The sequence below is a fragment of the Pseudomonas sp. Z003-0.4C(8344-21) genome (assembly GCF_900104975.1).
In the GTDB taxonomy this organism is placed as follows: Bacteria; Pseudomonadota; Gammaproteobacteria; order Pseudomonadales; family Pseudomonadaceae; genus Aquipseudomonas; species Aquipseudomonas granadensis.
Window position 1 is genome coordinate 4,935,723 of sequence record NZ_LT629756.1, and the last position, 23,239, is coordinate 4,958,961.

Here is a 23,239-nt window from a genome sequence, read left to right on the forward strand (position 1 = left end):
CTTCGCCTGCTCGCGATTGCGGACTGTCAGTTGTTGAGTTTGTGACTGATACACCGCTATCGCTTGCAGGCTCCCCACAAGGTACGAAATCAGCGCTGGAGTCGATCCAGCGCCTCACCACTGCGCTTGAACCAGTCCATCAGGTAATCCGCCAGCACCTGCGTGCGTTTCGGCAAACCACCCTGATACGGATGCACCAGCAACATCGGCACACGACGGGTCTGAAAGTCGCGCAGGAGCCAGCGCAAGCGGCCGTCGGCCAATTCCGTCTGCAGCAGATAGGAAGGCAGTCGGGCGATGCCGGCACCGGTGAGTGCGGCTTTCTTCAGCAGGCTGTAATGGTTGCTGGCGAACGGGCCCGAGACTCGCACTCGCAACAATTCGTGCTGCTGGTGATACAGCCATTCTTCGCGCCCGCTGTAATGGCTGTTGAGCAGGCAGCGGTGCTCGGCCAGTTGTTGCGGCGTCGTTGGCTCGCCGTATCGTTCAAGATAGGCGGGACTGGCGCAGGTCATCTCCTGCCACGCCAGCAGCGGCCGGGCCACCAGGCGTTGGTCATTGGCCACCTCGGAGCGGATCGCCAGATCGAAACCGTCGCGCGACAGATCGCGATAGCTGTTATTCAACTCCAGCTCGATCTGCACGTTGGGATACTGCTGCGAGAACTCCAGCAGCAGACCATCGAAGAAGGTTTCCCCGAGCGACACCGGCACCGTCATCCGCACCGGGCCGGCCATGTCGTCCTTGAGCCGCGCCAATGCCTGACGTGCCCGTTCCACCTGAACCACCAGTGCCTGCGCTTGTGGCAACAGCGCCGCGCCCGCCGCCGTCAGGCTCAATCGCCGGGTGGTGCGTTGCAGCAGAACCACGGAAAACTGCGCTTCGAGCTGACTGATGCGCTTGGACAACTGGCCTTTGCTGCAGCCCAACTGTTGCGCGGCCAAGGTAAAACTGCCGGCTTCGATCAACACGGCGAACGCTGCCAGATCATCCATTTCGCTCATGGATTGTTTCCATTTGAAAACCAAAGGTTGCCTATTAGCGCGCTTATCCGGGAGAAAAACCACTCTAGACTGAAACCTCATGCAATCACTTGAGGTACAGCTCGATGAAGATTCTGTTGATAGGCGCTGGCGGCACAATCGGTTCGGCCGTAGACAAAGAACTGTCGCAACGTCACGAAGTCATTCGCATCGGCCGTAACAGCGGCGACTTGCAGGTCGATATCAGCGACAGCGCGTCGATTCGCAAGCTGTTCGAACAGACCGGCAAATTCGACGCGCTGATCTGCGCCGCCGGCAACGTAACCTTCGCGCCGCTGAGCGAAATGAGCGACGACAGTTTTGCCCTCGGCCTCAAGGACAAGCTGATGGGCCAGGTCAATCTGCTGCTGATCGGGCGCGAATTCGCCAACGATGGCGCCTCGTTCACCTTCACCACCGGCGTGCTCAGCCACGATCCGATACGTAGCGGCGCCTCGGCAGCTATGGTCAATGGGGCTCTCGACAGCTTCGTCCGTGCCGCCGCGATCGAACTGCCACGCGGTTTGAGGGTAAATTCTGTAAGCCCGACGGTTCTGACGGAAGCCTTGGGTAAATACGCGCCTTACTTCCGCGGCTTCAAGTCCGTTCCTGCGGCGGACGTGGCATTGGCCTACGCCAAAAGTGTCGAAGGCCTGCAAACCGGGCAGACACTTCACGTCGGTTGATCGTTTATTCGATCAGCGTCGGCAACAGTTTTTTGGCAACGGGCCGAGGTATCGCCATTCTGAATTGCCGCCCCAGCGCCGAGTGAACCGTTGCCGTCGAAACGGGCTGCCCATTGATCGAAAGCGTCAGTGGCTTGCCGATCGACTCCTGACTGATTTGCGCCATCCTCTCGGTTGCTTCTGGCGTAAGCGTGACCGAGAGCTGAACGAGATCCGGATTAGCTCCTTCATCATCCTTGAGCAGCACCTCCATTCTGGAGAAATCCGTAGCCGAGGACAGATTGATCTCGGCTGCCTGACTTGCGCCTGATGTTGCCAGTGTCAACAGCAATATTGCCGACGTCCATTGCATAAAATTCTTCCTGATTTACGTGGCGAAACTATGCATCGACGCTAATCGTGACTCAATAGTGGCCACACAAGCCTTGTGATCGACAGCCGCCCTCAGTAACGTGGCGACACTTGTCTGGAGAGCCAAAGATGCGTGTCGCCCGTTCGTTGATCGTTGTTGCCCTGCTGCCGTTGTTTGCCGCCTGCCAGTTGTTCGATGGCCAGCGCGAAAGTGCTTCGCACGTCGGGCAGACGCGAATGCAGGGGCAACTGACGGCGGCGGACGGCAAGCTGGTGTTTCAGCCGTGTCAGGATCAGCGCCAGTTGGTGGTCAATGACACCGGCGGCACCAGCGTGTTGCAGGAAGCCGCGACGCTGGCCGATGAGCAAGGCAAGTTGTTCGCCGATGTTCGCGGCAAAGTCGTCGGCGATCGCCTCGATCTGACCCAGCTGTACCGTGTCGAGCGCTCCGGCAGCGCTTGCGATGATCCGAATTTCAAACTGCTGATTCTGCGTGCTGCCGGCCACGGCCCGGAATGGAACGTCAAGGTTAGCGGCAAGGGCATGGTCATCGAGCGTGAGGGCCAGCCGCCGCTGGCCGTGCCTTATGTCGAGGAACAACTCGGAGACGGTCGTTTCAACCTCAGCAGCGAAGCCAACAACCAGCGCATCGAATTGTGGGTCGCCCCGCAACGCTGCGTCGACAGCAGCACCGGCAGCGTGCAGCACATGAGCGCCGAGTTGCGCATCGACGGCCAGGTGCAGCGTGGTTGCGGGTATTTCGGCGGATCGCGCAACGACTGAGCGCATTATCCTCGGCGGATCCGGACGTTGCGGCTTATAATCGCCGCCTTCAAACGCCCTGGCGCAGTTGTGCGCCCCGCGAACCCGGATCCCGCCATGTTACGAATCACCGAACTCAAGCTGCCCATCGACCATCCCGAAGAAGACCTGCGCGCGGCCATCGTGCAACGCCTGGGCATCGCCAGCGATGAGCTGCTCGATTTCACCTTGTTCAAGCGCAGCTACGACGCGCGCAAGAAATCCTCCGAGCTGTGTTTCATCTACACCATCGACCTCAGCCTGCGCGACGAGACCAGGGTGCTGGGCAAGTTCGCCGATGACCGCAATGTCAACGTGGCGCCGGATGTCAGTTACCAGTTTGTCGGTCAGGCACCGAGCGACTTGGGACAGCGCCCGATCGTCGTCGGTTTCGGCCCGTGCGGGATTTTCGCCGGCCTGCTGCTGGCACAGATGGGCTTCAAGCCGATCATTCTCGAACGCGGCACCGAAGTGCGTCAGCGCACCAAAGACACCTGGGGCCTGTGGCGCAAAAGCGTGCTCAACCCCGAGTCCAACGTGCAGTTCGGTGAAGGCGGCGCGGGGACGTTCTCCGACGGCAAGCTGTACAGCCAGATCAAGGACCCGAAATTCCTCGGGCGCAAGGTCCTGCACGAGTTCGTCAAGGCCGGCGCGCCGGAAGAAATCCTCTACGTCAGCAAACCGCACATCGGTACGTTCCGTCTGACCGGCATGGTTGAAAACATGCGTGAGCAGATCCGCGAACTCGGCGGTGAAGTGCGCTTTCAGGAGCGCGTTTCCGACGTGCTGATAGAAGAAGGCCAACTGGTCGGCGTGCAACTGGCGAGCGGCGAAACCTTGCATTCGAAGCACGTGGTTCTGGCCCTCGGCCACAGCGCCCGTGACACTTTCCGCATGTTGCACAGCCGTGGCGTGTTCATGGAAGCCAAGCCGTTTTCGGTGGGTTTCCGTATCGAACACCCGCAATCGCTGATCGACCGCGCACGTTTGGGCAAGTACGCCGGGCACCCGAAACTCGGCGCCGCCGATTACAAACTGGTGCACCACGCCAAGAATGGCCGTTCGGTCTACAGCTTCTGCATGTGCCCGGGCGGCACCGTGGTCGCGGCAACTTCAGAGCCGAACCGCGTGGTCACCAACGGCATGAGCCAGTACTCGCGTAACGAGCGCAATGCCAACTCGGGCATCGTCGTCGGCATCACCCCGGAGGTCGATTATCCGGGCGGCCCGCTGGCGGGCATCGAGTTGCAGGAGCGTCTGGAATCCCACGCGTTCATCCTTGGCGGCAGCGACTACAAGGCCCCGGCGCAGCTGGTCGGCGACTTCATCAATGGCACACCTTCGACCGAACTGGGTGAAGTCGAGCCATCGTATAAACCGGGTGTGGCGTTGGGCGATCTGGCGTTGGCCCTGCCGGACTTTGCCATTGAAGCCATCCGTGAAGCGTTGCCTGCGTTCGAGAAGCAGATCCGTGGTTATTCGTTGCACGACGCGGTGTTGACCGGGATCGAAACGCGCACTTCGTCGCCGCTGCGCATCACCCGTAACGAGTCACTGCAAAGCATGAACGTCAAAGGCCTGTTCCCGGCGGGCGAAGGCGCGGGTTATGCCGGCGGGATTCTTTCGGCGGGCGTGGACGGGATTCGGATTGCCGAGGCGGTGGCGCGGGATATCCTCGGTCTCTCTGACTGACATAACCGTGTAGGAGTGAGCCTGCTCGCGATAGCGCGATAACATTCAACACTTAAGTTGACTGAATCACCGCTATCGCGAGCAGGCTCACTCCTGCATTTGATTGCGGTGTGTCAGATATTGGCGCGCAAGACTGAAGTCGGCAGCGCCTCTCCCCGCTCGGCACTCGCCGTTACGGCCTCGATCAATCCATCCAACTCGTACCCCTGCGCCTGCAACCAGGCCTGATCGTAATAGGTGTCGGCATAGCGCTCGCCGCCATCGCACAGTATCGCCACGATCGACCCCGACTCCCCCGCCGCCTTCATTTGCTGCGCCGCCATCAGCGCACCGATCAGGTTGGTCCCGCTCGAGCCGCCGACATGCCGGCCCAGGCGCTGCGCCAGGTAATGCATGGCCGCCAGCGACAGGGCGTCCGGCACCTTGACCATCGCATCGATCACTTTGGGCAGAAACGACGCTTCCACCCGCGGCCGGCCAATGCCTTCGATGCGCGAACCGCACTCCAGGCGCAGACCGGCATCGCCGCTCCGGTAATAATCGAAGAACACCGAGCGCTCGGCATCGGCGCACAACACGCGAGTGCAGTGCTGGCGATAGCGCACATAACGACCGAGCGTCGCGGTAGTACCACCGGTGCCGGGGCTGGAAATCAGCCAGCTCGGTTCCGGATGTTTTTCATAGCGCATCTGCTGAAAGATCGATTCGGCGATGTTGTTGTTCGCCCGCCAGTCGGTGGCGCGTTCGGCGTAAGTGAACTGATCGATGAAATGCCCGCCGTGTTCGCGAGCCAGGCGCTCGGATTCGGCGTAAATCTGTGTCGGGTCTTGCACCAGATGGCTCTGGCCACCGTAAAAAGCGATCTGCGCGATCTTCTCTTTCGACGTAGTCGCCGGCATCACCGCAATGAACGGCAAACCCAGCATCCGGGCGAAGTACGCTTCGGAAATCGCCGTCGAGCCGCTGGACGCCTCGATCACCGGCGCGCCGGGCTTCAACCAGCCGTTGCACAGCGCATACAGAAACAGCGAACGGGCCAGGCGATGCTTGAGGCTGCCGGTAGGGTGGCTGGATTCATCCTTGAAGTACAACTCGATGCCCGCAAAACCCGGCAGCGGCAAGGGGATCAAGTGGGTATCGGCGCTGCGCTGGAAATCCGCCTCGATGATGCGGATGGCCTCGCGGGCCCACTGTCGGTTGTCGCTCATGGTCAGGCTTCTCGTCGAATCGGGCAGGAATCAGCCTCTTTATGAGGCTCGCTCATCAGCTTAGGAAAAATCCTCCAGCGCGCACAGGTACAGCTGAGTCTCAATGTGTCCGGCAACTGCTAGGCTCAGCGTGGCTGGGGTCAAAAGCCTTGTAACGACATATAACAAAAAAGAATATAACTTTTGTTTTAACAACTAACCGTACGGGTTAGGGTGTCCTACCTTTTTGACGATTCGATGGAGAGCGACCTTGCCTCTGCGTAGCACTTTCACGCGTTTCTTTCAGTTGGAAGCTGCCAGCGGTCTGTTATTGATCGCCGCAGCCATTCTGGCGCTGATTATCAACAACTCGCCGCTGTCGTGGCTGTACACCGGCATGCTCGACACGCCGGTGGTGGCGCAGGTCGGTGCGTTGAAAATCGCCAAACCGCTGCTGTTGTGGATCAACGACGGCCTGATGGCGATGTTCTTCCTGCTGATCGGTCTGGAAGTGAAGCGCGAAGTGCTCGACGGCCAGTTGTCCAAGCCCTCGCAGATCGTTTTGCCCGGTGCGGCGGCCGTCGGCGGCATGCTGATACCGGCGCTGATCTACTGGTTTCTCAACCGCGAAAACCCTGCCGCCCTCAGTGGCTGGGCGATCCCGACCGCCACCGACATCGCCTTCGCCCTCGGCGTACTTGCCCTGCTCGGCAAACGCGTGCCGGTGTCGCTGAAGTTGTTCCTGATGACCCTGGCGATCATCGATGACCTCGGCGCCATCGTGATCATCGCGATCTTCTACTCCGGCGAACTGTCGACCCTGTCGCTGGGTCTCGCCGCGGCGTGCATCGCCTCGCTGGTGGCGATGAATCGACTCGGCGTGGTCAAGCTCGGGCCATACATGATCATCGGTCTGATCCTCTGGGTCTGCGTGCTCAAGAGCGGCGTCCACGCGACGCTGGCCGGTGTGACGCTGGCGTTCTGCATTCCGTTGCGCACGAAAAACGCCGAACCGTCACCCTTGCTCACCCTCGAACACGCGCTGCATCCCTGGGTCGCCTACGGCATCCTGCCGCTGTTCGCCTTCGCCAACGCCGGTCTGTCGCTGAGCGGCGTCACCGTCGAAAGCTTCACCCATGATGTACCGATGGGGATCGCCATCGGCCTGCTGCTGGGCAAGACAATAGGCGTGTTCGGCCTGACATGGCTCGCGGTAAAAGTCGGTATCGCCGCCCTGCCCCAAGGCGCCAACTGGGGCCAGATCCTCGGCGTGGCGATCCTCTGCGGCATCGGCTTCACCATGAGCCTGTTCGTCGGCTCACTGGCCTTCGAGCCGGGCGTGAGCGACTACGCCGGCATGGACCGGATGGGCATTTTGACCGGCTCGATTCTGGCGGCGTTGATCGGTTACGCGGTGACGGCGGCGGCGAGTCGCAAGCAGGCCGTATTGCCCACCAGATAGAAGATCCATGGCGAGGGGAAATCTTCCCTCGCCATCATTCTTTGTAACGCGCGGCGAACTATCTCCACGCCTTTAGCGACGCGTCCTACAGCCATAATTTTCCTGCTTCGTTAACGTCGTGCAGCCCCTTTCGAGGGGCTGTCGATGATGAACGAAGGGACGATCTGTGGCGCCTAACAAGGACATTCCCCGGGTGCATAACCCACCGGCGGGCGACGGGCATCATGTTACCTGGCGGTATATGACGGCCACTGAACTGGCCGAGCGTGAAGCGCGACAAAACGCCTACGACGCGATGCTGGTCCGGCAAGAGACGTTTGAACGCAGCCGGGAAGTGGCTGCGACAAAACCTGAAGCCGTGCGTGCTGGCTGCGTGTTTGCCAAGTCCTGCAAGTTGCCGGACGCCATCATCGATTACGCCAACCCTTCCGGCATGGTGCCGACCGACAGCCTGAAGGATTACGGCGAGCTGATCCTGCTCGGCGCTCGCGAGGCGGATGAACGCGGTGGCGTCCCCCTCAAGAAAATCAGCGCCAATGCCCTCCCCGTCGGGTTTGGCAGCCTGGCGTTGGCCGGTTCAGCCTTCGAAGCGCTGCCAGCGATGATGTCCAGCGCGGCGGTCTCGCCTTTGCTCGGGTTGGTTGCGCTGCTGATGCCTTCAAATCTGGGTGACAGTGCGCTGTATACCGATGAGCAACTGAGCACGCTCAAACAAGCCCGGACTCGCGTGCGCCTGCGTGTCGAACAGCAGGCCGATGGCACGCTCAAGGGTTACGGTTTCTACACCGGCAAGAACCGCGATTGGGAAATGGTTGATGTCGTGCAGTTCAGGCCACGCGGTGACCGGTTCGTTGCGGATCTGGGGGAAGGCGTCGAATTGCTGTGGACGCCGGCTGTGGATGGCTCTGACATTCTCGGCATACCGGCGTTGGAGGCTGCACCACAAGCACCGCATATCTGGGTGTACCCGCCGACGAAAGCGGCGGACGGGATTCTGGTGAATCCAGTTTATCCGCCGGAGTACAAGGATTTCATTCTCGTGTTTCCGGCGGATTCGGGCATCAGGCCGCTATATATTGTGGCCAGCATTTCACAGGGAAATTACCATCAAAAACCTAAAAGCTTACCTGCATATCCCGATGCTCGATGGGCTCCTCCAAAAACACCAATAAAGGGTGGCGGAGGGTTACGCCCGCGATGGAAAGACAAAGAGGGATTAATTTTTGAATGGGATTTCCGGCACGGTGCGGTTGAGAAATATACAAAGCGTGGGAGGCATTTGGGGGAGTACAACCATGAAACAGGCGAACAGACGAAACCAGCAGATCCTACAAGAAGGATAGAACCATGAAGCATCGAATCATGGGCGTGGTAAAGGGTGACGACTCAGCTGTATTTGAGCAAGCGCTCCCCATCGCTACGTCCAATTTAAAAGTCATTATGGGTTGGAGTACGAGAGACGACTCTCTTTACGATTACAAGCTGACGGAGCAACAGATCACTGATATTGAACAAGCATGCGCCGTAAACATGCCTCGACACCTTGACCTATATCTTTCCTCTGAAGACTAATGACTTAGGTGCCACAGGGGCCTCGAATACTTCATGGGCACCTGCGCCAAATACTGATTGCTCAAATCACAAGCAACAAAAAACCCCGACCAGTCACCTGATCGGGGTTTTCTTCACCTGCATCCCGCTTAGTGCGAAACGCGACTGGTCCCGCCAACGGTCGAAATCCGTACCCGCTCGCCGACGCGGAACACTTCATTCTCCTGAACCTGCTGCACGTAGGCGCGCATGCTGCCGTCGTCTTCGCGGACGGTGATTTCCACGCCTTGAGTACGGGTCAGGCCTTCTTCGGTGGCCGAGCCGAGCAAGCCGCCCGCCACTGCACCGATGACCGCGGCGACGATGCTGCCCTTGCCGCCGCCGATGGCGCTGCCGCCGACACCGCCGACCACTGCGCCAGCCGCGCCGCCGATCGGGGTCTTGGTGCCTTCGATTTTCACCGGACGCAGGGATTCGATGGTGCCCATGCGAATCGTCTGCACGCGACGCGCTTCGTCACGGGAGTAGGAGTCACCGGTCAGGCTCGACTGGCAGCCGGTCAGCAACATTGCCATGGTGGAAAAGGAAGCAACCAGCAGAACAGACTTACGCATAGCATCAACTCCAAAAGAACATGTGTTCATTAAACTCCGTGGCTTGGCGCCTGTCACGACACCGGCCGGATAAATTGGCTTCCATTCAGGCCAGGTACAGATGGCGGCGAACGTCCACTTACAGTAGCGCCAAATCAGCGATCCTGCGCCGCCGGCCGCTATCTGGCTCGGTAGACTGCTCAGGGTGCCAGTCGTTCAAGAATCCAGGCGGCGCCCTGCGCACGGTAGTTGAGGCGATCGTGCAGACGGCTCGGCCGGCCCTGCCAGAATTCGATGCGCTCGGGCAGCAAGCGATACCCGCCCCAGTGTGCCGGGCAGTCGGGTTGGCTGTCGGAGAAACGCTGCTCGGTGGCCTTGAGCAAATCTTCCAGTTCACCACGGCCGTTGATCACGCGGCTTTGCGGTGAGGCCCAGGCACCGAGACGACTGCCCAGTGGCCGTACCTGGTAGTACGCATCGGACTCCTGCGGTGTGACCTTGACCACTCGCCCTTCGATGCGCACCTGACGTTCCAGGGTAGGCCAGAAGAAGGTCATGGCGGCAAATGGATTGGCCGCCAGCTGTTGTCCCTTGGCGCTGTCGTAATTGGTGAAGAAGGTAAAGCCGTGGTCGTCCAGGCCCTTGAGCAGCAGAATGCGGCAGTGCGGACGCCCGTCGGCATCGACCGTGGCCAGGGTCATGGCGTTGGCCTCTACCGGTGCCTGTTCGGTGTTCACCGCATCGGCGAACCACTGGTGAAACAGGGCGAACGGCTCGGCCGGGGCTTGCGCCTCGGTCAAGCCATCGCGGGTGTAATCACGACGCATATCTGCCAGAGCCTGGGTCATGGCGCATTCCTTTTGATTAGCGGATCACTTTTTGGTGGCGTCTGTCGCAGCGACTTTCTTGTCGGTCGTGGCAGCTTTGGCTGGCGCGGTTTTCTTTGCAGCCGGTTTGGCCGGAGCCTTTTTCGCAGGTGCCTTGGCCGCAGCTTTCTTGGCCGGGGCCTTTTTCGCCGCTGGGACGGCGGCTTTTTTCGCGGCTGGAGCCGGAGTCGCTGGTTTGGCCGCTGGCTTGACGTCTTGCGCTGCAACCAGGGTCACTGGCTTCGGCGCTGGCATGTTGTATTTGCTCAACAGCGCAACCATGGTGTTTTGTGGGGTCACCAGCAACTCAACGCGACGGTTCAAGGCGCGGCCTTCAACGCTGTCATTGGCCGCACGCGGTGCTTCCGAACCCATGCCACGCAGCATCAGGCGATCACGCTGCAGACCGCTGAGGCGGAAGATCGCCGCCACCGATTGAGCTCGTTCCTGGCTCAGCTTGATGTTGGCCGGCGCGGCACCGCTGGTGTCGCTGTGGCCGAGCACCAGCACGGCAGTTTTCGGGTCGGCTTCGAGGATTTTCGCTACGCGGGTGAATGGGCCGAGGGTGACCGGCAACAGCATCGCCGGACGGTCCGGGTTGAACGAGCCCTCAACTGGCGCGGTGACGACCAGCACGTTGTCGCGGCGCTCGAGTTGCAGGTTGCTGTCCTTGACCGCTTCGCGCAAGCGCGGCTCGTAGTCGTCGAGCCAAGCCTGAGTCACCTTGGGATCAGGCATCGGCACGGCTTTGGCGGTCGGTTGGTCTTTACCGCCGAACGGCCACCACCATTTGCCACTGGACTCGGCCTCAGCCTTGGCGACAGTGACCGGTTTTTTCACTTCCGGAGCAACTTCAGCCTTCAGGTCCGCTTTGGTCGCTTCATCGCTGGAACCGAACGGCCAGTACCACGGATTGCTGCTCTCAGCCTTGGCGACCGGTGCAGTCGCCGCAGGTTTCAACGGGGCCGGGGCCGGTGCAGGCTCCTTGGCCGCGACCGTGTCGGAAGAACCGAACGGCCACCAGCTGCCGCCGTCCGCGTCGTTTTTCGGGGTCTGTGCGCAACCGGTGATCGCTACACACAGGGCCAGGGCGAGGGTCTTTTTAGATGACATTGAAAATCCACAAATGAAGTAATGAAAAATCAGAGCACTTTCGCCCGGATAAACAGCCGTTTTGAATCGAAAATCCTGTTGAGGTTCCGCCCCTGGAACCTCTATCAACGCTTTACAGACAAGTGGCAAGCACCCGCGCGAGCTTTTGCGCGCGCGGGTCCATCAATACATATGGCCCAAGGGTATTTGTCACAAAACCAAACGCGACATCATGCTCAGGATCAGCAAAACCGATGGAGCCGCCCGCTCCCGGATGGCCGAACGCGTGCGGACCGAGGCCATAGGTGGCGTTGGGCACGTCGGGTTGATCAAGCATGCAGCCGAGACCAAAACGCGTGCGGGTCAGCAACGTCTTGTCGTCGCCGAGGCTATGCTCACGGGTCAGCTCTTGGAGCATGTCGCTTTCGAGCAGGCTGCCGTCAAGCAGACCGGCATAAAACCCGGCCAGACTACGCGCATTGCCATGGCCGTTCGCCGCTGGTTGCTGCATGCGTCGCCATTCCGGTTTGTTGGTGCTGGTCAGCACCGACGGCGGATTGGTGAAGGCACGGGTGGTCATGGCCGTCGGCTCGCGCATGGTCACTTGCAGCAAGCGCTGGGCCGCGGCGTCGCCGGGGTTGCCCTTGCCGCGGGCGATGTGCGCCACGCGATGAAATTCTTCATCGGCCAGACCGACATGGAAATCCAGCCCCAACGGCTTGGCCACACGAGCGACGATGGATTCACCGGGCCCACGGCCGTCAGCGCGGCGCAGCAATTCGCCAACCAGCCAACCGTAAGTGATCGCGGCATAACCGTGACCCGTGCCCGGCGTCCACCACGGTGCTTCGGCCGCGAGGGCATCGACCATGGTTTGCCAGTCGTACAGGGCTTCGGGAGCGAGCAGTTCGCGCAACGCCGGCAGGCCGGCCTGATGGCAGAGCAATTGGCGCAGCGTTATGGATTCTTTACCGGCGGCGGCGAATTCCGGCCAATAGCGGGCGACCGGTGCATCGAGTTGCAACTTGCCTTCGGCCACCAGTTGCAGCGCGGTGACCGCAGTAAACGTCTTGGTGCAGGAGAACAGATTAGCGATGGTATCGCTGTGCCAGGCTTCGGCGCCGTCCTTGTCGGCGGTGCCGGACCAGAGGTCGACAACGGTTTGTCCACCGACCTGAATGCACAGGGCTGCGCCGCGTTCCTGGGCATCGTCGAACAGTGCGGCAAATGCCTCGCGCACCGCTTCGAATTGAAGCTCGTAATGACCCTGAATCTGCACCCGCAACTCCCCCGCGAAAACGCTCTACAAAGTGGCCCGCATTGTTCCAGCCCTTGAAGGATTTGGGAACAGGCGCGGGCCAGACGGTTGTTCTGGAAATTTGTTGAGCCTGCTCGCGAAGAACGCTAACGCGGTCTTTCGGAACTCAGTGACCATTGCCGGAATGCCCACCTGCATGTCCGGCCCCTGCCGCCTTACCCGCCTCCCCTTTGCGCCCGCCCTCAGCTTCATGAGCCGGGGCTTTCTGTGCTTCTTTGCCAAGCTGCTCAAGCGTCTGCAGATTGCTCTTGCGCACAGTCTCGACGAAGCCCTGGTACGGCACATCGGTGACCCCGACCAGACCGAAGTGACCATTCTCGCCGTCGAGCAAACGCCCGGTTACCGGTTGATCGAGATACTGGAACCAATGCACGCCAACAATCGACGGCTCGTTCAGCGCCTGTTTGAGGAAATTGGCATAGGCCGGGCCGCGATCTTCTTCTCGCGCGACTTGCGTGACACCGCCCCAGAGCGGGCCACGATCGGTCGAGCCGAAATTGAACTCGGTGATCAGCACCGGTTTGTCCAGCGCGGCGAGGGCGGCGAAGTCATGACCGTCCTGCGGTTTGAGCGTGTACATATTGAAGCTCAGCACATCGCAATACTGCGCACAGGACGCCACGGCTTCCGGCGTGCTGACAGCGAAGCGCCCGCCGAGCAACATCTGGTTGGGTGCGTGCCATTTCAGCGAGTCGGAAATGGTCTTGAAGTACGTGTCGGCGAAAACCTTCTGGAAGTATTTGAAGTCGGCCTCGATTTCCGGGTGTTCCGGGTTCGGCAGCGGCGGCACGAAGCCCGGATCTTCCATCAATTCCCACGCCGGCAAGTCGATGCCCCAGGCCTTCGACAGCCCGGCCTGATTGCGGTATTTGTCGCGCAGTTGTTTGAGGAAGGCGCGTTTGGCCGGCACGTCAGTGGTCATTTTCAGCGTGCCGTAAGCCAGCGCGTAACGCGCCTTCGGATCATCGCCAGGACCGGCCCAGGCCAGTTCGTTGTCGGCGTAATAGCCAATCAGCCACGGATCGTCGCGATGATCGCGCGCGGCAATCGCCACCGCACGTTCGGTAGCCATGGCGAAACGCGGATCGAACGGGTCAGGCATGCCGCCCCACCAGTCGCTGCCGGTGCTGATGCTGGCGTAGTCGCCGACGATCGACAGCGGCAAGGTATACGGCACGCGCTCGGCATCGCCAAGCACCGGTGCGCTCCAGTTGCCGATGGTATTGAAGCCCCAGGCTTGCAGGCGATCAAGAGTGTGGGTGGCCCATTGCTGTTCGTCGATAGTCGCTTGGCACGGCGCGGAGGTTTCAGCGCGGGCGATGTGCGCCGCGTCTGTTTGAGCGGCTTCGGCCACGCCGGATTTCGGCTCGACTACAGGCGCGGCGGTTTTCTCGGCGGACGTTTCGGCGGCTTCGGATTTGGCCGCCTCTGCCACGCCGGACTTGCCTTCGCTGTCCGCCTTGCACGGCGCGCCGTACAAGCGTTGCAGGTTAGCGGCGTAGAAGTCATACCAGCGACCATTGGCATAGCCTCGACCCTGATCGACGCCATTGCCACCGCGATTGTCGCCCTCGCCAAAATGGCTGGCCAACGGTTCGTTCGGCTTGGGCAACGAGTCGAACATGTATTCGCGACCGCTCACATAAGTGCGGTTGACGTCGGGGCTGACGGTGTTGACGCCGAGGGAGTAAAACGGATGCCCTTCAGGGGTCACCAGATACCAGCGGCCATCGCGCTTTTCGCTGCGGAAGAAACCGCTGGCCTTGAACGCCGGGCCCCGATTCCAGCCACCGAATTTGTCCAGTGAAGACTTCTGGCGCTCGGCCAGCCAGCTCTTCAGTTGCTGCTGTTCCTTGGCGGCGGCGGATTTCAGTTGCTGGTCGTCGGCGATCTTCTCCGGCCACTTGCCTCGAGTCGATTGCCCGTATGCATCGACCAGATTGCCGTACACGGCCTGGTTGATCCCGTCGTCGTTCTGCACGCCGAAACGCTCGAGCAGCAGGCTCTGGGCAACTTTCGGTTGATCCATCGACAGACTGACCGAGACCACTTGGCTGCGATCAATTGCGCCACTGCTGCTGGCGAGCAGGATGCGTTGGCCATCGACAGTCATCGGCATCGCCGGCCCGGCTTTCATGCCCTGGCTCAACGGCGTGGTGGCGACCAAAGGCACCAGCAGGGTCTGCGCCGGACCGGCCGGCAGGTCGACGCGGCTGACCAGGGTTTTGCCATCGTTGCTCTGAATCTGCACGTAAACCGTTACAGCCCAGTCCATCGCGCTCTGCAGCCGCAGGGTCATCATGCCGGACTGCGACCAGTCCCAAGCGCCGGTCTGCGGCGTCAGACGCAGGGTCGGACGGGCCACGGGATTGAAGGTCACACGGCGCAGCACCTCGCCCTCTGCTGTCTGCTCGGCGTTGGCTTGCGGCAGATCAGCATTTTCGGTGACAACCTTGACTACATCGGCCGGGCGCACGAAGTTGAACAGGGTCTGTTGACCGGCAGGCGCTGCGCACAACGGCGCAGCGAAGATCAGGGCGAATACAGCGGGCAACGAACGGCGAATCATAAGAACGGAGTTCTCCCTAACGACCCATCAAGGCCAGTGGAAAAGCGGTGGCAAGGAGATAGACAACACAGTGGGCGAAACCGCCCACCGTTGTCTCAGGATATTTCGCGGCGGAACGGCGGCAGTGCGTTGAGGATCGCCTTGCCGTAGCGCTGGGTGACCAGACGCCGATCAAGCAAGGTGATGGTGCCGCGGTCTTCTTCGGTGCGCAGCAGACGCCCGCAGGCCTGGACCAGTTTCAGCGAAGCGTCGGGCACCGAGATTTCCATGAACGGATTGCCGCCGCGGGCTTCGATCCATTCCGACAGCGCGGCCTCGACCGGGTCATCCGGCACCGAAAACGGGATCTTGGCGATCACCACGTGCTCGCAGTAAGCCCCCGGCAAGTCGACGCCCTCGGCAAAACTGGCGAGGCCGAACAGCACGCTGGAATCGCCGCCATCGACCCGCGCCTTGTGCTTGTTCAGGGTTTCCTGTTTCGACAGGTTGCCTTGAATGAACACTTGCTTGCGCCAGTCACGATCGAGGCCGTCGAATACGTCCTGCATCTGTTTGCGCGAAGAGAACAGCACCAGCGTGCCGCGCGAGCCCTCGACCAGATCCGGCAATTCGCGAATGATCGCCGCCGTGTGCGCCGCCGCATCGCGCGGGTCGGCCTTCAGGTCGGGCACGCGCAATACCCCGGCATCGGCGTGATGGAACGGGCTCGGCACCACGGCGGTGACGGCTTTTTTCGGCAGACCGGCGCGCATGCGGAATCGGTCGAACGTGCCCAGCGCGGTCAGCGTCGCCGAAGTCACCAGACAGCCGTAAGCCACGTTCCACAGGCTGCGGCGCAGGGTTTCTGCGGCGAGGATCGGGCTGGCATTGACCTCGATGTCGAACAGCGAACCGCTTTCGGCCAAGGTCAGCCAGCGCGCCATCGGCGGGCTGTCTTCCGGGTCTTCGGCGGTGAACGCGGTCCACAATTCCCAGTTGCCCGAGGCACGGGACAACAGGCTGCCGAACAGCGGATACCATTCTTCGGCCTGATTGCTGGCGATGCCGATGTTGACCTCGCCATCCATGCCTTCCTTGAGCAGGTCGGTCAGGCGCTGGAACAGATCATTGAGCCGCGAAAAGCCCTTCTTCAGCTCGATGCCCATTTCGCGCATGTGCTCCGGAATCACCCCGCCGACAAAGCGATGACGCGGGCGCTCGCGGCCCTCGACGTCTTCACCGGGTTTGAAATCGGCCACCTGCTCGCAAGCGCTGAACATGAACTGCTGCTGCGCCTTGATCTCCCGCGCCAGCTCCGGGACCTGCTCGATCAGCTTGCCCAGATCGCCCGGCAACGGGTGCTGAGCCAGCAGTTTGGTGAGGTTCTTGGCGGTGGTTTCCAGCCAATCGGCGGTGGAACGCAGGCGCGTGTAATGGGCGAAGTGGCCGATGGCCTTGTCTGGCAGGTGGTGGCCTTCGTCGAACACGTAAATGGTGTCGCGCGGATCCGGCAACACCGCACCGCCACCCAAGGCCAGGTCAGCCAGGACCATGTCGTGGTTGGTGACGATCACGTCGACCTTGCCCATGCCTTCGCGCGCTTTGTAAAAGGCGCACTGGCCGAAGTTCGGGCAATGCCGGTTGGTGCACTGGCTGTGATCAGTAGTCAGGCGCGCCCAGTCCGCGTCTTCCAGCGCATTCGGCCAGCTGTCGCGGTCGCCGTCCCACTTATTGCCGGCGAGCTTTTCGATCATGCTGGTGAAAAGCTTCTGACTCGCCTCGTCGACCTCGATCTTGAAGCCTTCTTCTTCGAACAGCTGCGCGGTGGCGGTCTGTGCGTGGCCTTCCTGCAACAGCATGTCGAGCTTGGACAGGCACATGTAACGGCCACGGCCCTTGGCCAGCGCAAAGCTGAAATTCAGCCCGCTGTTGCGCATAAGGTCAGGCAAATCCTTGTAGACGATCTGCTCTTGCAGGGCGACGGTCGCGGTGGCGATCACCAAGCGCTTGCCGGCCAGTTTCGCAGTCGGGATCGCCGCGAGGCTGTAGGCCACCGTCTTGCCGGTACCGGTGCCGGCTTCCACCGCGACAATCGCGGGGTCGCCACTGCGCCGGCCTTCGTCGTCGGTGTCGATATCACCGAGGACTTTCGCGACTTCAGCGATCATCAGGCGCTGACCGTATCGCGGCTTGAGGCTCTTGGCCTCTAGAAAACGCGAATAGGCGCCCTGGATCGTGGTTTTGAGTTCAGTGCTGATCATTGAGTGTCGGGCGCAAAAACGCTGGATAAATTTTCAGTGGTTTGATTCGGCGGCTATCATACCCCGCTAATCGATCCTGCGCAGAACGGAGTGCCCGAATGACACCTTTTAGCCTCGTTTATCCCCTGCATGTCCTCGCCGCGCTGGTGTGGGTTGGCGGCATGTTTTTCGCCTGGATGGTCTTGCGCCCTGCGGCTGTGAAGGCTTTGGAGGGGCCGGCCCGGCTGACCCTGTGGGTGGAAGTGTTTCAAGGTTTTTTCCGTTGGGTCTGGGTGGCGGTGATCCTCTTGCCGATCACTGGCGTGGGCATGCTGCATTTGCAGCAGGTCGGGTTCGAGACCGCGCCAAAGTACGTGCAGGTGATGATCGGTTTGTATGTGGTGATGACCGCGCTGTTCATCCGCATCCAGGGGCTGATGCTGCCTGAGCTGCGCAAAGCGGTGGAGGTAAAGGACTGGCCGGCGGGTGCGGCGGTGCTGGGGCGGATTCGCCGGGTGGTGGGGGTTAATCTGCTGGTCGGGGTGGTGCTGGTGGCGGTTGCGGCGGCACGGCCTTGATCGTTCCCACGCTCTGCGTGGGAATGCCGCAAGGGACGCTCTGCGTCCAGTGACGCTGAGCGTCACGGGCAGTGTTCCCACGCAGAGCGTGGGAACACTCAGCGGGTTGGACGTTAAAGGCGCTGCACAGTCACAGCACCCGCCGCCCCCGCCGGCCCTGGCTGTCCATCCGCGCCGGCCTTGCCGTTCTTGCCGCCATCGGCGCGATACACCAGGCAGCCCTTGGACTTGCCGCCCTTGCCCGCCTTGCCGCCGACACCCGCCGGCCCACCGGCACCGCCCGCCACGGTGACCTTGATCCGCTCGGCCGGAAATTCACGCGGCACTTCAAGGCGCACCAGCGCTCCCGGCGCGCCTGGCTGGCCGTCGCTACCGTTGCTGCCATCGGAACCATGGCCGGCCGAGCCATAAGTGCATCCTGGATCTTCACCGTTACCGCCGTCGAGCCCGACAAACCCCGGCGCGCCCGTGCCGCCACGAGCGTCAACCAACAGCTGCGGCGCGTTCAACGCCTTGAATTGCAGATTCAGATTGCGCCCGGCACGAGCAGCCTTTTCATAAGTGCCCGGTGCCCCGCGCGCGGTGATCTGGCTGCCTTCGCTGAGATCGGCGCGCGCCACTTTCATTTCCAGCGCCTGTTCGGCCGGAACAATGGCGATGCGCGCTTCATGGCCGAGGCGCAATTCACCGACGTTCAATTCGGTCACGTTCGAGGGAATCAGCAAGGTGCCGTAATCGGCGACTTCCAGCTTCTCCAGTTGCAAGGTGCTGGCAGTGTTGGGCAGACGCATCAGCGAGTTGGCTTCGACGCTGACCACCTGGGCGCAGGCAAAGGGACTGATGAATACAGCGAGCAGGCAGAGTTTACGCATGGGAAGAAGCCTCCGGAGCGGCCGGGGCCGGGATGGTTTGCAGGTGGAAGACGCCGAACAACAGGATGCGGCCACGATCACGCCAGGGATGCGGGCGACCTTTGAGGCTGCGGTTGCACAGCAGCACTTCAATGACATGGATCAGCAACAACAGACCGCCGGCCAGATTGACCAGCAGGTGCAGCGGATGAACGAACGGCACCAGTTGATTGGCCAGCACCACGCAGCAGAACAGCAGGGTCAACAACCGCCCCAGCCACCAGAACACTTTCATACGCCCCCCGTGTTGCGAATTATTCTTTGCGCGCACAGTACCGGCTTCTACGGGGGATAAGCCAGAGGGTCAAATGAAAAAACTTCGTTGTGCCGCTAAATGGCTGCCGGCGCGATAACGATCGCCCGGCAGCTCTAGCCTGCGCCCTGCAGAGGCGCGCTAACGATTGATGTGCAATTCCACGCGACGGTTCTGTGCGCGCCCGTCGTCCGTGGCGTTGTCCGCCACCGGCTCGCTTTCGCCACGCCCTTCGCTGGTCAGTTTGTTCGGCGCCAGGCCCTGACTGAGCAGATAGGACGCAACACTGCTGGCACGGCGTTCCGACAAGGCTTGGTTATAGGCATCCGAACCTTTGCTGTCGGTGTGGCCGATGACCTTGATGCTGACCACGTCGGCGTTGCGCAACTTGTCCATCAGCGTATCGAGCTGCGCCGTCGCAGCCGGGGTCAGGTCGGATTTGTCGAAATCGAACAGCACGTCGCCGGCATCGCTGAGGGTGATGACTTCCGTTTGCGGCGCCGGCTCCGGCGCTTTGGTCGCAGCCGGGTACACCGGCAGCGGGCAACCGCGATGATCGACCTCGGTGTTTTCCGGGGTATCGGGGCAGCGGTCGCGGCGGTCGAATACGCCGTCGCTGTCTTCATCGCCGTCCTGGGCGTAACAGATCAAGCCTCCGGTGAGGATGCCCAATGCCGCGCCGCCACCGGCCCAGCCGGCGCTTTCGATAGCGCCGAGGCCGCCACCGACCAGCCCGCCGAGAAGGCTGCAGATCGGCCATGTACGTTGATTGAGGGGTGCAGTGCCATCGCTGTGCGTGGCGCAACCGGTGAGCAGGCTGCCGAGCAGCAGTACCGGCAAGACGGACCTTGCGAAAACAGTCATGGTGAAAGCTCCTGTGTCACCGGCCCATACCGGTTACACAGGAGTAAAGACCCGCATCCGCGACTGCACAAGCCGCGGATGCGAGAGGGCTTAGCGGACGATTTTGATTTCGGTGCGACGGTTCTGCGCGCGACCATCGGCCGACTTGTTATCCGCCACTGGCTGACTTTCACCCAGACCGGACACCGAGACGAAGCTGGCGCGTGGCACGCCTTGCTGGATCAGGTATTCCACCACCGAATGCGCACGGCGATCCGAGAGTTTCTTGTTGTAGGCATCGCTGCCCACACTGTCGGTGTGACCGGTCACGGTCAGTTGCGCGGTCGAGGACTCCTGTTTCAGGCGGTCGGCAACCTTGTCCAGTACCTGTTTGTCAGGACCGGTCAGCGTGGCCTTGTCGAACTGGAAGTGCACATCACGGATGACGATGGTTTCTTCCTTGACCACGACCGCTTCTTCAACCACTGGCGCAGGGGCCGGTGGCGGGCAACCGTCAGCATCGACCTGAACGCCTTTAGGCGTGCCCGGGCACTTGTCGCGGCTGTCTGGCACACCATCGCCGTCTTCGTCACCATCACCATGAACCCAGCAATAGGCCGCTGCCGTACCACCGACCAGCAGCGCACCGTAACCGGCCCACGCAGCGCTTTCGGTGGCACCGAGACCGGCGCCGACCACACCACCGACCGCCGCACAGGTCGGCCAGTCGGTTTTCTGCAAACCTGCACAACCAGTCAACACACTGGTTAGCAGAACCAAGGGTAATGCTGTCCGAACTATGCTCATCTAGTTTTCTCCTGAGGGATCGGCTTAAAACCGATTCAGGGAGTAAAGACCGGAGTTTTAATCTCCGCCAGCAATAGGCCATTGCTGTTTGCGACCGTGTTCACAGGGCTTGGCCAGATTGTCGGGCGAGCGCGCCGACGCAACGCTTTGCCCCCGCGCACAGGCAGGCTAGTCTTGGCGGTCTGATTGAGGAGCATTGATGAACGTCGCCATTTCTTCCCGCACGCCGCAACAGGCGTTGGCTGCCTTGCTGGATCGCTACGCGCCGGCGCACTTGCTGCTGATCGGCGCCAGCGAGTTTCCGGCCTTGAGCGCTTTCAAAGAGGCGCATCCGGATACCGTCGTCGCCCATGCCGCACCCGGTACATTGCCCGCCGAACTGGCAGCGCAGCGCTTCGATCTGGCGCTGGTCGTCGATTGCCTGGAACATTTGCCCAAGCGCGACGGCCTGAACCTGTTGGGCGGCATCCGTAACCTCAACGCCAGTCGCATCGCAGTATTGGCGGACCTTAGCGCCAGCGGCTGGCAGGAAACCGACTTCTATTCGCTGGCGCTGCAGGCCAGCGAACGTTTCCAGCGCGACGATCAGGTGCTGACCCTGTTCACCTACGATCTGCTTGACTACAAACAAGTCCCTGACTGGCTCAATTCGCGATTCTGGGCCAATCCGGAAAATTTCGGGAAATACTGGTGGTAATGCAATGAGTACAGCCATTTGCCCGTGCGGCAGCGGCAATCTGCTGGAAGCCTGCTGCGGCCATTATCACGAAGGCCACCCGGCACCGTGCGCCGAAGCGCTGATGCGTTCGCGCTACAGCGCTTATGTGCTGGGGCTGATCGATTATCTGGTGGCAACCACCCTGCCCGCTCAGCAAGCGGGTCTGAATCAGCAGGCGATCCGCGACTGGAGCGCGCAGAGCACCTGGCTCGGTCTGGAAGTGGAAAGCTCGGAAGTCTTCGGCGGCCAGCCGGAGCACGCCTTCGTCACCTTTACCGCGCGCTGGCATGACGACCAGGGCGAGCACAGTCATCGCGAGCGCTCCTCGTTCGTGCAGAACGGCGGCCGCTGGTATTTCATCGACCCGACCGTGCCGATGAAGTTGGGGCGCAATGACAATTGCCTGTGTGGCAGCGGGCAGAAATTCAAGAAATGCTGCTCGGGGTATTTCGGCGCGTAGACCGGCTGGCGACTAGACTGGGGTCAAAGGGAGTTCTGCTCGATGCTCGGTCAACGTCACACGTTGCGATTGGTTGTTCTGATGCTGATGTTGAACCTCGGCGGTTGCGCGTCGTGGTTCGGCGACGACAGCGTCGAACCCGCCGTGCATCTGGTGAAAGTCGAAGTGGTGCGGGCGAAACTGCTCGAACAGAAATTCATCCTGCATTTTCGCGTCGACAACCCCAACGACAGCGAACTGACCGTGCGCGGTCTGGAATACCGTATCCATCTGGCTGACATCCTGCTGGCTGAGGGTGAACACGAGCATTGGTTCAGCGTCGGACCGAAACACAGTGCATATTTCAAGGTGCCGATCCGCACCAACCTGTGGCCGAAGGTCAAGGACGTGGTGAAAATGCTGAAAAAATCCGATCAGCAGATTCCCTATCGCCTGCAGGGCGAAATGGAAACCGGTTTATTCATCGCCCACTACGTGCACCTGGAGCGCAATGGCGTGATAATCCCCGCCGATTTAATTCCGGAGCAACACCGATGACCCAGCAACCTCATGTCCACGGCCCTGACTGCAACCACGACCACGACCATCATCACGAGCATGACCACGGCCACGTGCACGGCCCGAACTGCGGCCACGCCCACCAGGAACCGGTGCGCAACGCCTTGAAAGACGTCGGCCGCAACGACCCGTGCCCATGCGGCAACGGCAAGAAATTCAAGAAGTGCCACGGCGCGTGATGCGTTGGGCGGAGCATCTCTTCGCCCGTTAGATCGCCATCGCTTGCAGGCAAGCTCCCACCTTCGACCGCGTTATTCAATTGCAACGCGGTCCAGTGTGGGAGCCTGCTCGCGATGAGGCGGGCACATCCAGCATGGTTGTCGCCTGATACACAGCCATCGCTTGCAGGCAAGCTCCCACAAAAAACCGTCGCCCCCTTCAGGCCGAGTGTCAGCTCGCCTGCTGTTGATTTTGATCCACCGGCGACGTTGAAGGCTGGGGCTTGAAATCAGCCTGAAAATCAAAAGTCCCTCACCCTAGCCCTCTCCCGGAGGGAGAGGGGACTGACCGCGGTGGATGCGAGTGCTTCGCCGACGTGAATTACCGAGTCGCACACAGGTCTGGAACAGCCCACAAATCGGCTCCCTCTCCTGAGGGGCAAACCCACCGCAAACCCCAAGCCATGCGGCGCTTCTCACCACTCAACAATGAGCGTTAGCTCGAGTGCTTTTGATCTTGATCCACCGGCGACGTCGGGAGGCT

At 61.1% G+C, this 23,239-nt stretch carries 24 protein-coding genes; 11 read left to right on the forward strand and 13 right to left on the reverse strand.

Going from position 1 to position 23,239, the window contains the following annotated elements; genetic code table 11:
• Nucleotides 1-89: 89 nt before the first annotated feature.
• Entirely contained in the window at nt 90-1,004 is a 915-nt protein-coding gene (locus BLU24_RS22295; protein WP_093103991.1) for a LysR family transcriptional regulator, read from the reverse strand.
• A 104-nt stretch (nt 1,005-1,108) separates the two neighbouring features.
• Here BLU24_RS22295 and BLU24_RS22300 point away from each other — a divergent pair, with 104 nt between their 5' ends.
• Nucleotides 1,109-1,708, forward strand: a complete 600-nt coding sequence (locus BLU24_RS22300; protein ID WP_093103994.1) for a short chain dehydrogenase — start codon at nt 1,109-1,111, stop codon at nt 1,706-1,708.
• 4 nt (nt 1,709-1,712) lie between these two features.
• Here BLU24_RS22300 and BLU24_RS22305 read toward each other — a convergent pair whose 3' ends face one another.
• Nucleotides 1,713-2,060, reverse strand: a complete 348-nt coding sequence (locus BLU24_RS22305; protein ID WP_093103997.1) for a hypothetical protein — start codon at nt 2,058-2,060, stop codon at nt 1,713-1,715.
• 128 nt (nt 2,061-2,188) lie between these two features.
• Here BLU24_RS22305 and BLU24_RS22310 point away from each other — a divergent pair, with 128 nt between their 5' ends.
• Both BLU24_RS22310 and BLU24_RS22315 read left to right on the forward strand, forming a co-directional pair.
• Nucleotides 2,189-2,842 (forward strand): COG3650 family protein, encoded by a 654-nt coding sequence (locus tag BLU24_RS22310; RefSeq protein ID WP_093103999.1) that lies wholly within the window; start codon nt 2,189-2,191, stop codon nt 2,840-2,842.
• 96 nt (nt 2,843-2,938) lie between these two features.
• Nucleotides 2,939-4,552 (forward strand): NAD(P)/FAD-dependent oxidoreductase, encoded by a 1,614-nt coding sequence (locus tag BLU24_RS22315; RefSeq protein ID WP_093104002.1) that lies wholly within the window; start codon nt 2,939-2,941, stop codon nt 4,550-4,552.
• A 113-nt stretch (nt 4,553-4,665) separates the two neighbouring features.
• Here the strand turns inward: BLU24_RS22315 and BLU24_RS22320 are convergent, their stop codons facing one another.
• Complete coding sequence (locus BLU24_RS22320) at nt 4,666-5,760, reverse strand: PLP-dependent cysteine synthase family protein (RefSeq protein WP_093104005.1); 1,095 nt, start codon at nt 5,758-5,760, stop codon at nt 4,666-4,668.
• A gap of 250 nt (nt 5,761-6,010) precedes the next feature.
• Here BLU24_RS22320 and nhaA point away from each other — a divergent pair, with 250 nt between their 5' ends.
• The 3 genes from nhaA to BLU24_RS22335 all read left to right on the forward strand — a co-directional run bounded on the left by nhaA (nt 6,011) and on the right by BLU24_RS22335 (nt 8,773).
• Entirely contained in the window at nt 6,011-7,201 is a 1,191-nt protein-coding gene (nhaA, locus tag BLU24_RS22325) for a Na+/H+ antiporter NhaA (RefSeq protein WP_093104007.1), read from the forward strand.
• A gap of 166 nt (nt 7,202-7,367) precedes the next feature.
• Nucleotides 7,368-8,552 carry an S-type pyocin domain-containing protein gene (locus tag BLU24_RS22330; RefSeq protein WP_093104010.1) on the forward strand — a complete coding sequence of 395 codons (1,185 nt, stop codon included), beginning with the start codon at nt 7,368-7,370 and terminating at the stop codon, nt 8,550-8,552.
• Nucleotides 8,549-8,773 (forward strand): hypothetical protein, encoded by a 225-nt coding sequence (locus tag BLU24_RS22335; RefSeq protein WP_093104013.1) that lies wholly within the window; start codon nt 8,549-8,551, stop codon nt 8,771-8,773. The genes BLU24_RS22330 and BLU24_RS22335 overlap by 4 nt, the downstream gene beginning before the upstream one ends.
• A 128-nt stretch (nt 8,774-8,901) precedes the next feature.
• On the opposite strand, the gene BLU24_RS22340 is transcribed toward BLU24_RS22335, so the two are convergent.
• The 6 genes from BLU24_RS22340 to dinG form a co-directional block, all read right to left on the reverse strand.
• Nucleotides 8,902-9,366, reverse strand: coding sequence for a glycine zipper 2TM domain-containing protein (locus BLU24_RS22340; RefSeq protein WP_016771369.1), 465 nt, complete (start codon nt 9,364-9,366; stop codon nt 8,902-8,904).
• A 179-nt stretch (nt 9,367-9,545) separates the two neighbouring features.
• On the reverse strand, nt 9,546-10,193 hold the full coding sequence (pdxH, locus tag BLU24_RS22345; RefSeq protein WP_093104015.1) for a pyridoxamine 5'-phosphate oxidase: 648 nt from the start codon (nt 10,191-10,193) through the stop codon (nt 9,546-9,548).
• Between the two features lie 24 nt (nt 10,194-10,217).
• A complete protein-coding gene (locus BLU24_RS22350; RefSeq protein ID WP_093104018.1) occupies nt 10,218-11,324 on the reverse strand; it encodes an OmpA family protein in 1,107 nt (368 codons plus the stop codon).
• A 112-nt stretch (nt 11,325-11,436) separates the two neighbouring features.
• Nucleotides 11,437-12,582: a serine hydrolase domain-containing protein gene (locus BLU24_RS22355; RefSeq protein ID WP_093104021.1), complete on the reverse strand. Its 1,146-nt coding sequence runs from the start codon at nt 12,580-12,582 to the stop codon at nt 11,437-11,439.
• A 145-nt stretch (nt 12,583-12,727) separates the two neighbouring features.
• Nucleotides 12,728-15,190 carry a beta-galactosidase gene (locus BLU24_RS22360; protein ID WP_093104024.1) on the reverse strand — a complete coding sequence of 821 codons (2,463 nt, stop codon included), beginning with the start codon at nt 15,188-15,190 and terminating at the stop codon, nt 12,728-12,730.
• Between the two features lie 95 nt (nt 15,191-15,285).
• A complete protein-coding gene (gene dinG, locus BLU24_RS22365; protein ID WP_093104027.1) occupies nt 15,286-17,430 on the reverse strand; it encodes an ATP-dependent DNA helicase DinG in 2,145 nt (714 codons plus the stop codon).
• A gap of 98 nt (nt 17,431-17,528) precedes the next feature.
• Here dinG and BLU24_RS22370 point away from each other — a divergent pair, with 98 nt between their 5' ends.
• Nucleotides 17,529-17,987, forward strand: coding sequence for a CopD family protein (locus BLU24_RS22370; RefSeq protein WP_093104031.1), 459 nt, complete (start codon nt 17,529-17,531; stop codon nt 17,985-17,987).
• Between the two features lie 113 nt (nt 17,988-18,100).
• Here the strand turns inward: BLU24_RS22370 and BLU24_RS22375 are convergent, their stop codons facing one another.
• The 4 genes from BLU24_RS22375 to BLU24_RS22390 form a co-directional block, all read right to left on the reverse strand.
• A complete protein-coding gene (locus BLU24_RS22375) occupies nt 18,101-18,859 on the reverse strand; it encodes a hypothetical protein (RefSeq protein WP_093104034.1) in 759 nt (252 codons plus the stop codon).
• Nucleotides 18,852-19,133, reverse strand: a complete 282-nt coding sequence (locus BLU24_RS22380) for a DUF1145 domain-containing protein (RefSeq protein ID WP_093104037.1) — start codon at nt 19,131-19,133, stop codon at nt 18,852-18,854. Before BLU24_RS22380 ends, BLU24_RS22375 begins: the two co-directional genes overlap by 8 nt.
• Nucleotides 19,134-19,292: 159 nt before the next feature.
• Complete coding sequence (locus BLU24_RS22385) at nt 19,293-20,015, reverse strand: OmpA family protein (protein ID WP_093104040.1); 723 nt, start codon at nt 20,013-20,015, stop codon at nt 19,293-19,295.
• 90 nt (nt 20,016-20,105) lie between these two features.
• Nucleotides 20,106-20,801: an OmpA family protein gene (locus BLU24_RS22390; RefSeq protein ID WP_090282103.1), complete on the reverse strand. Its 696-nt coding sequence runs from the start codon at nt 20,799-20,801 to the stop codon at nt 20,106-20,108.
• A 199-nt stretch (nt 20,802-21,000) separates the two neighbouring features.
• Here BLU24_RS22390 and BLU24_RS22395 point away from each other — a divergent pair, with 199 nt between their 5' ends.
• Genes BLU24_RS22395 through BLU24_RS22410 form a run of 4 tightly spaced genes read left to right on the forward strand, consistent with a single transcriptional unit; the run spans nt 21,001 to nt 22,716 of the window.
• Nucleotides 21,001-21,498 (forward strand): DUF6231 family protein, encoded by a 498-nt coding sequence (locus BLU24_RS22395; RefSeq protein WP_093104043.1) that lies wholly within the window; start codon nt 21,001-21,003, stop codon nt 21,496-21,498.
• A 4-nt stretch (nt 21,499-21,502) separates the two neighbouring features.
• A complete protein-coding gene (locus BLU24_RS22400; protein WP_093104046.1) occupies nt 21,503-21,979 on the forward strand; it encodes a YchJ family protein in 477 nt (158 codons plus the stop codon).
• 42 nt (nt 21,980-22,021) lie between these two features.
• Nucleotides 22,022-22,516: an LEA type 2 family protein gene (locus BLU24_RS22405; protein ID WP_093104049.1), complete on the forward strand. Its 495-nt coding sequence runs from the start codon at nt 22,022-22,024 to the stop codon at nt 22,514-22,516.
• Complete coding sequence (locus BLU24_RS22410; protein WP_034154967.1) at nt 22,513-22,716, forward strand: SEC-C metal-binding domain-containing protein; 204 nt, start codon at nt 22,513-22,515, stop codon at nt 22,714-22,716. Before BLU24_RS22405 ends, BLU24_RS22410 begins: the two co-directional genes overlap by 4 nt.
• Nucleotides 22,717-23,239 lie beyond the last annotated feature (523 nt).

Coding starts and splice junctions, on each gene's coding strand:
- BLU24_RS22295 (WP_093103991.1), bottom strand. CDS start 1,004: ATGAGCGAAATGGATGATCTGGCAGCGTTCGCCGTGTTGATCGAAGCC.
- BLU24_RS22300 (WP_093103994.1), top strand. CDS start 1,109: ATGAAGATTCTGTTGATAGGCGCTGGCGGCACAATCGGTTCGGCCGTA.
- BLU24_RS22305 (WP_093103997.1), bottom strand. CDS start 2,060: ATGCAATGGACGTCGGCAATATTGCTGTTGACACTGGCAACATCAGGC.
- BLU24_RS22310 (WP_093103999.1), top strand. CDS start 2,189: ATGCGTGTCGCCCGTTCGTTGATCGTTGTTGCCCTGCTGCCGTTGTTT.
- BLU24_RS22315 (WP_093104002.1), top strand. CDS start 2,939: ATGTTACGAATCACCGAACTCAAGCTGCCCATCGACCATCCCGAAGAA.
- BLU24_RS22320 (WP_093104005.1), bottom strand. CDS start 5,760: ATGAGCGACAACCGACAGTGGGCCCGCGAGGCCATCCGCATCATCGAG.
- BLU24_RS22335 (WP_093104013.1), top strand. CDS start 8,549: ATGAAGCATCGAATCATGGGCGTGGTAAAGGGTGACGACTCAGCTGTA.
- BLU24_RS22340 (WP_016771369.1), bottom strand. CDS start 9,366: ATGCGTAAGTCTGTTCTGCTGGTTGCTTCCTTTTCCACCATGGCAATG.
- pdxH (WP_093104015.1), bottom strand. CDS start 10,193: ATGACCCAGGCTCTGGCAGATATGCGTCGTGATTACACCCGCGATGGC.
- BLU24_RS22350 (WP_093104018.1), bottom strand. CDS start 11,324: ATGTCATCTAAAAAGACCCTCGCCCTGGCCCTGTGTGTAGCGATCACC.
- BLU24_RS22360 (WP_093104024.1), bottom strand. CDS start 15,190: ATGATTCGCCGTTCGTTGCCCGCTGTATTCGCCCTGATCTTCGCTGCG.
- dinG (WP_093104027.1), bottom strand. CDS start 17,430: ATGATCAGCACTGAACTCAAAACCACGATCCAGGGCGCCTATTCGCGT.
- BLU24_RS22370 (WP_093104031.1), top strand. CDS start 17,529: ATGACACCTTTTAGCCTCGTTTATCCCCTGCATGTCCTCGCCGCGCTG.
- BLU24_RS22375 (WP_093104034.1), bottom strand. CDS start 18,859: ATGCGTAAACTCTGCCTGCTCGCTGTATTCATCAGTCCCTTTGCCTGC.
- BLU24_RS22380 (WP_093104037.1), bottom strand. CDS start 19,133: ATGAAAGTGTTCTGGTGGCTGGGGCGGTTGTTGACCCTGCTGTTCTGC.
- BLU24_RS22385 (WP_093104040.1), bottom strand. CDS start 20,015: ATGACTGTTTTCGCAAGGTCCGTCTTGCCGGTACTGCTGCTCGGCAGC.
- BLU24_RS22390 (WP_090282103.1), bottom strand. CDS start 20,801: ATGAGCATAGTTCGGACAGCATTACCCTTGGTTCTGCTAACCAGTGTG.
- BLU24_RS22395 (WP_093104043.1), top strand. CDS start 21,001: ATGAACGTCGCCATTTCTTCCCGCACGCCGCAACAGGCGTTGGCTGCC.
- BLU24_RS22400 (WP_093104046.1), top strand. CDS start 21,503: ATGAGTACAGCCATTTGCCCGTGCGGCAGCGGCAATCTGCTGGAAGCC.
- BLU24_RS22405 (WP_093104049.1), top strand. CDS start 22,022: ATGCTCGGTCAACGTCACACGTTGCGATTGGTTGTTCTGATGCTGATG.
- BLU24_RS22410 (WP_034154967.1), top strand. CDS start 22,513: ATGACCCAGCAACCTCATGTCCACGGCCCTGACTGCAACCACGACCAC.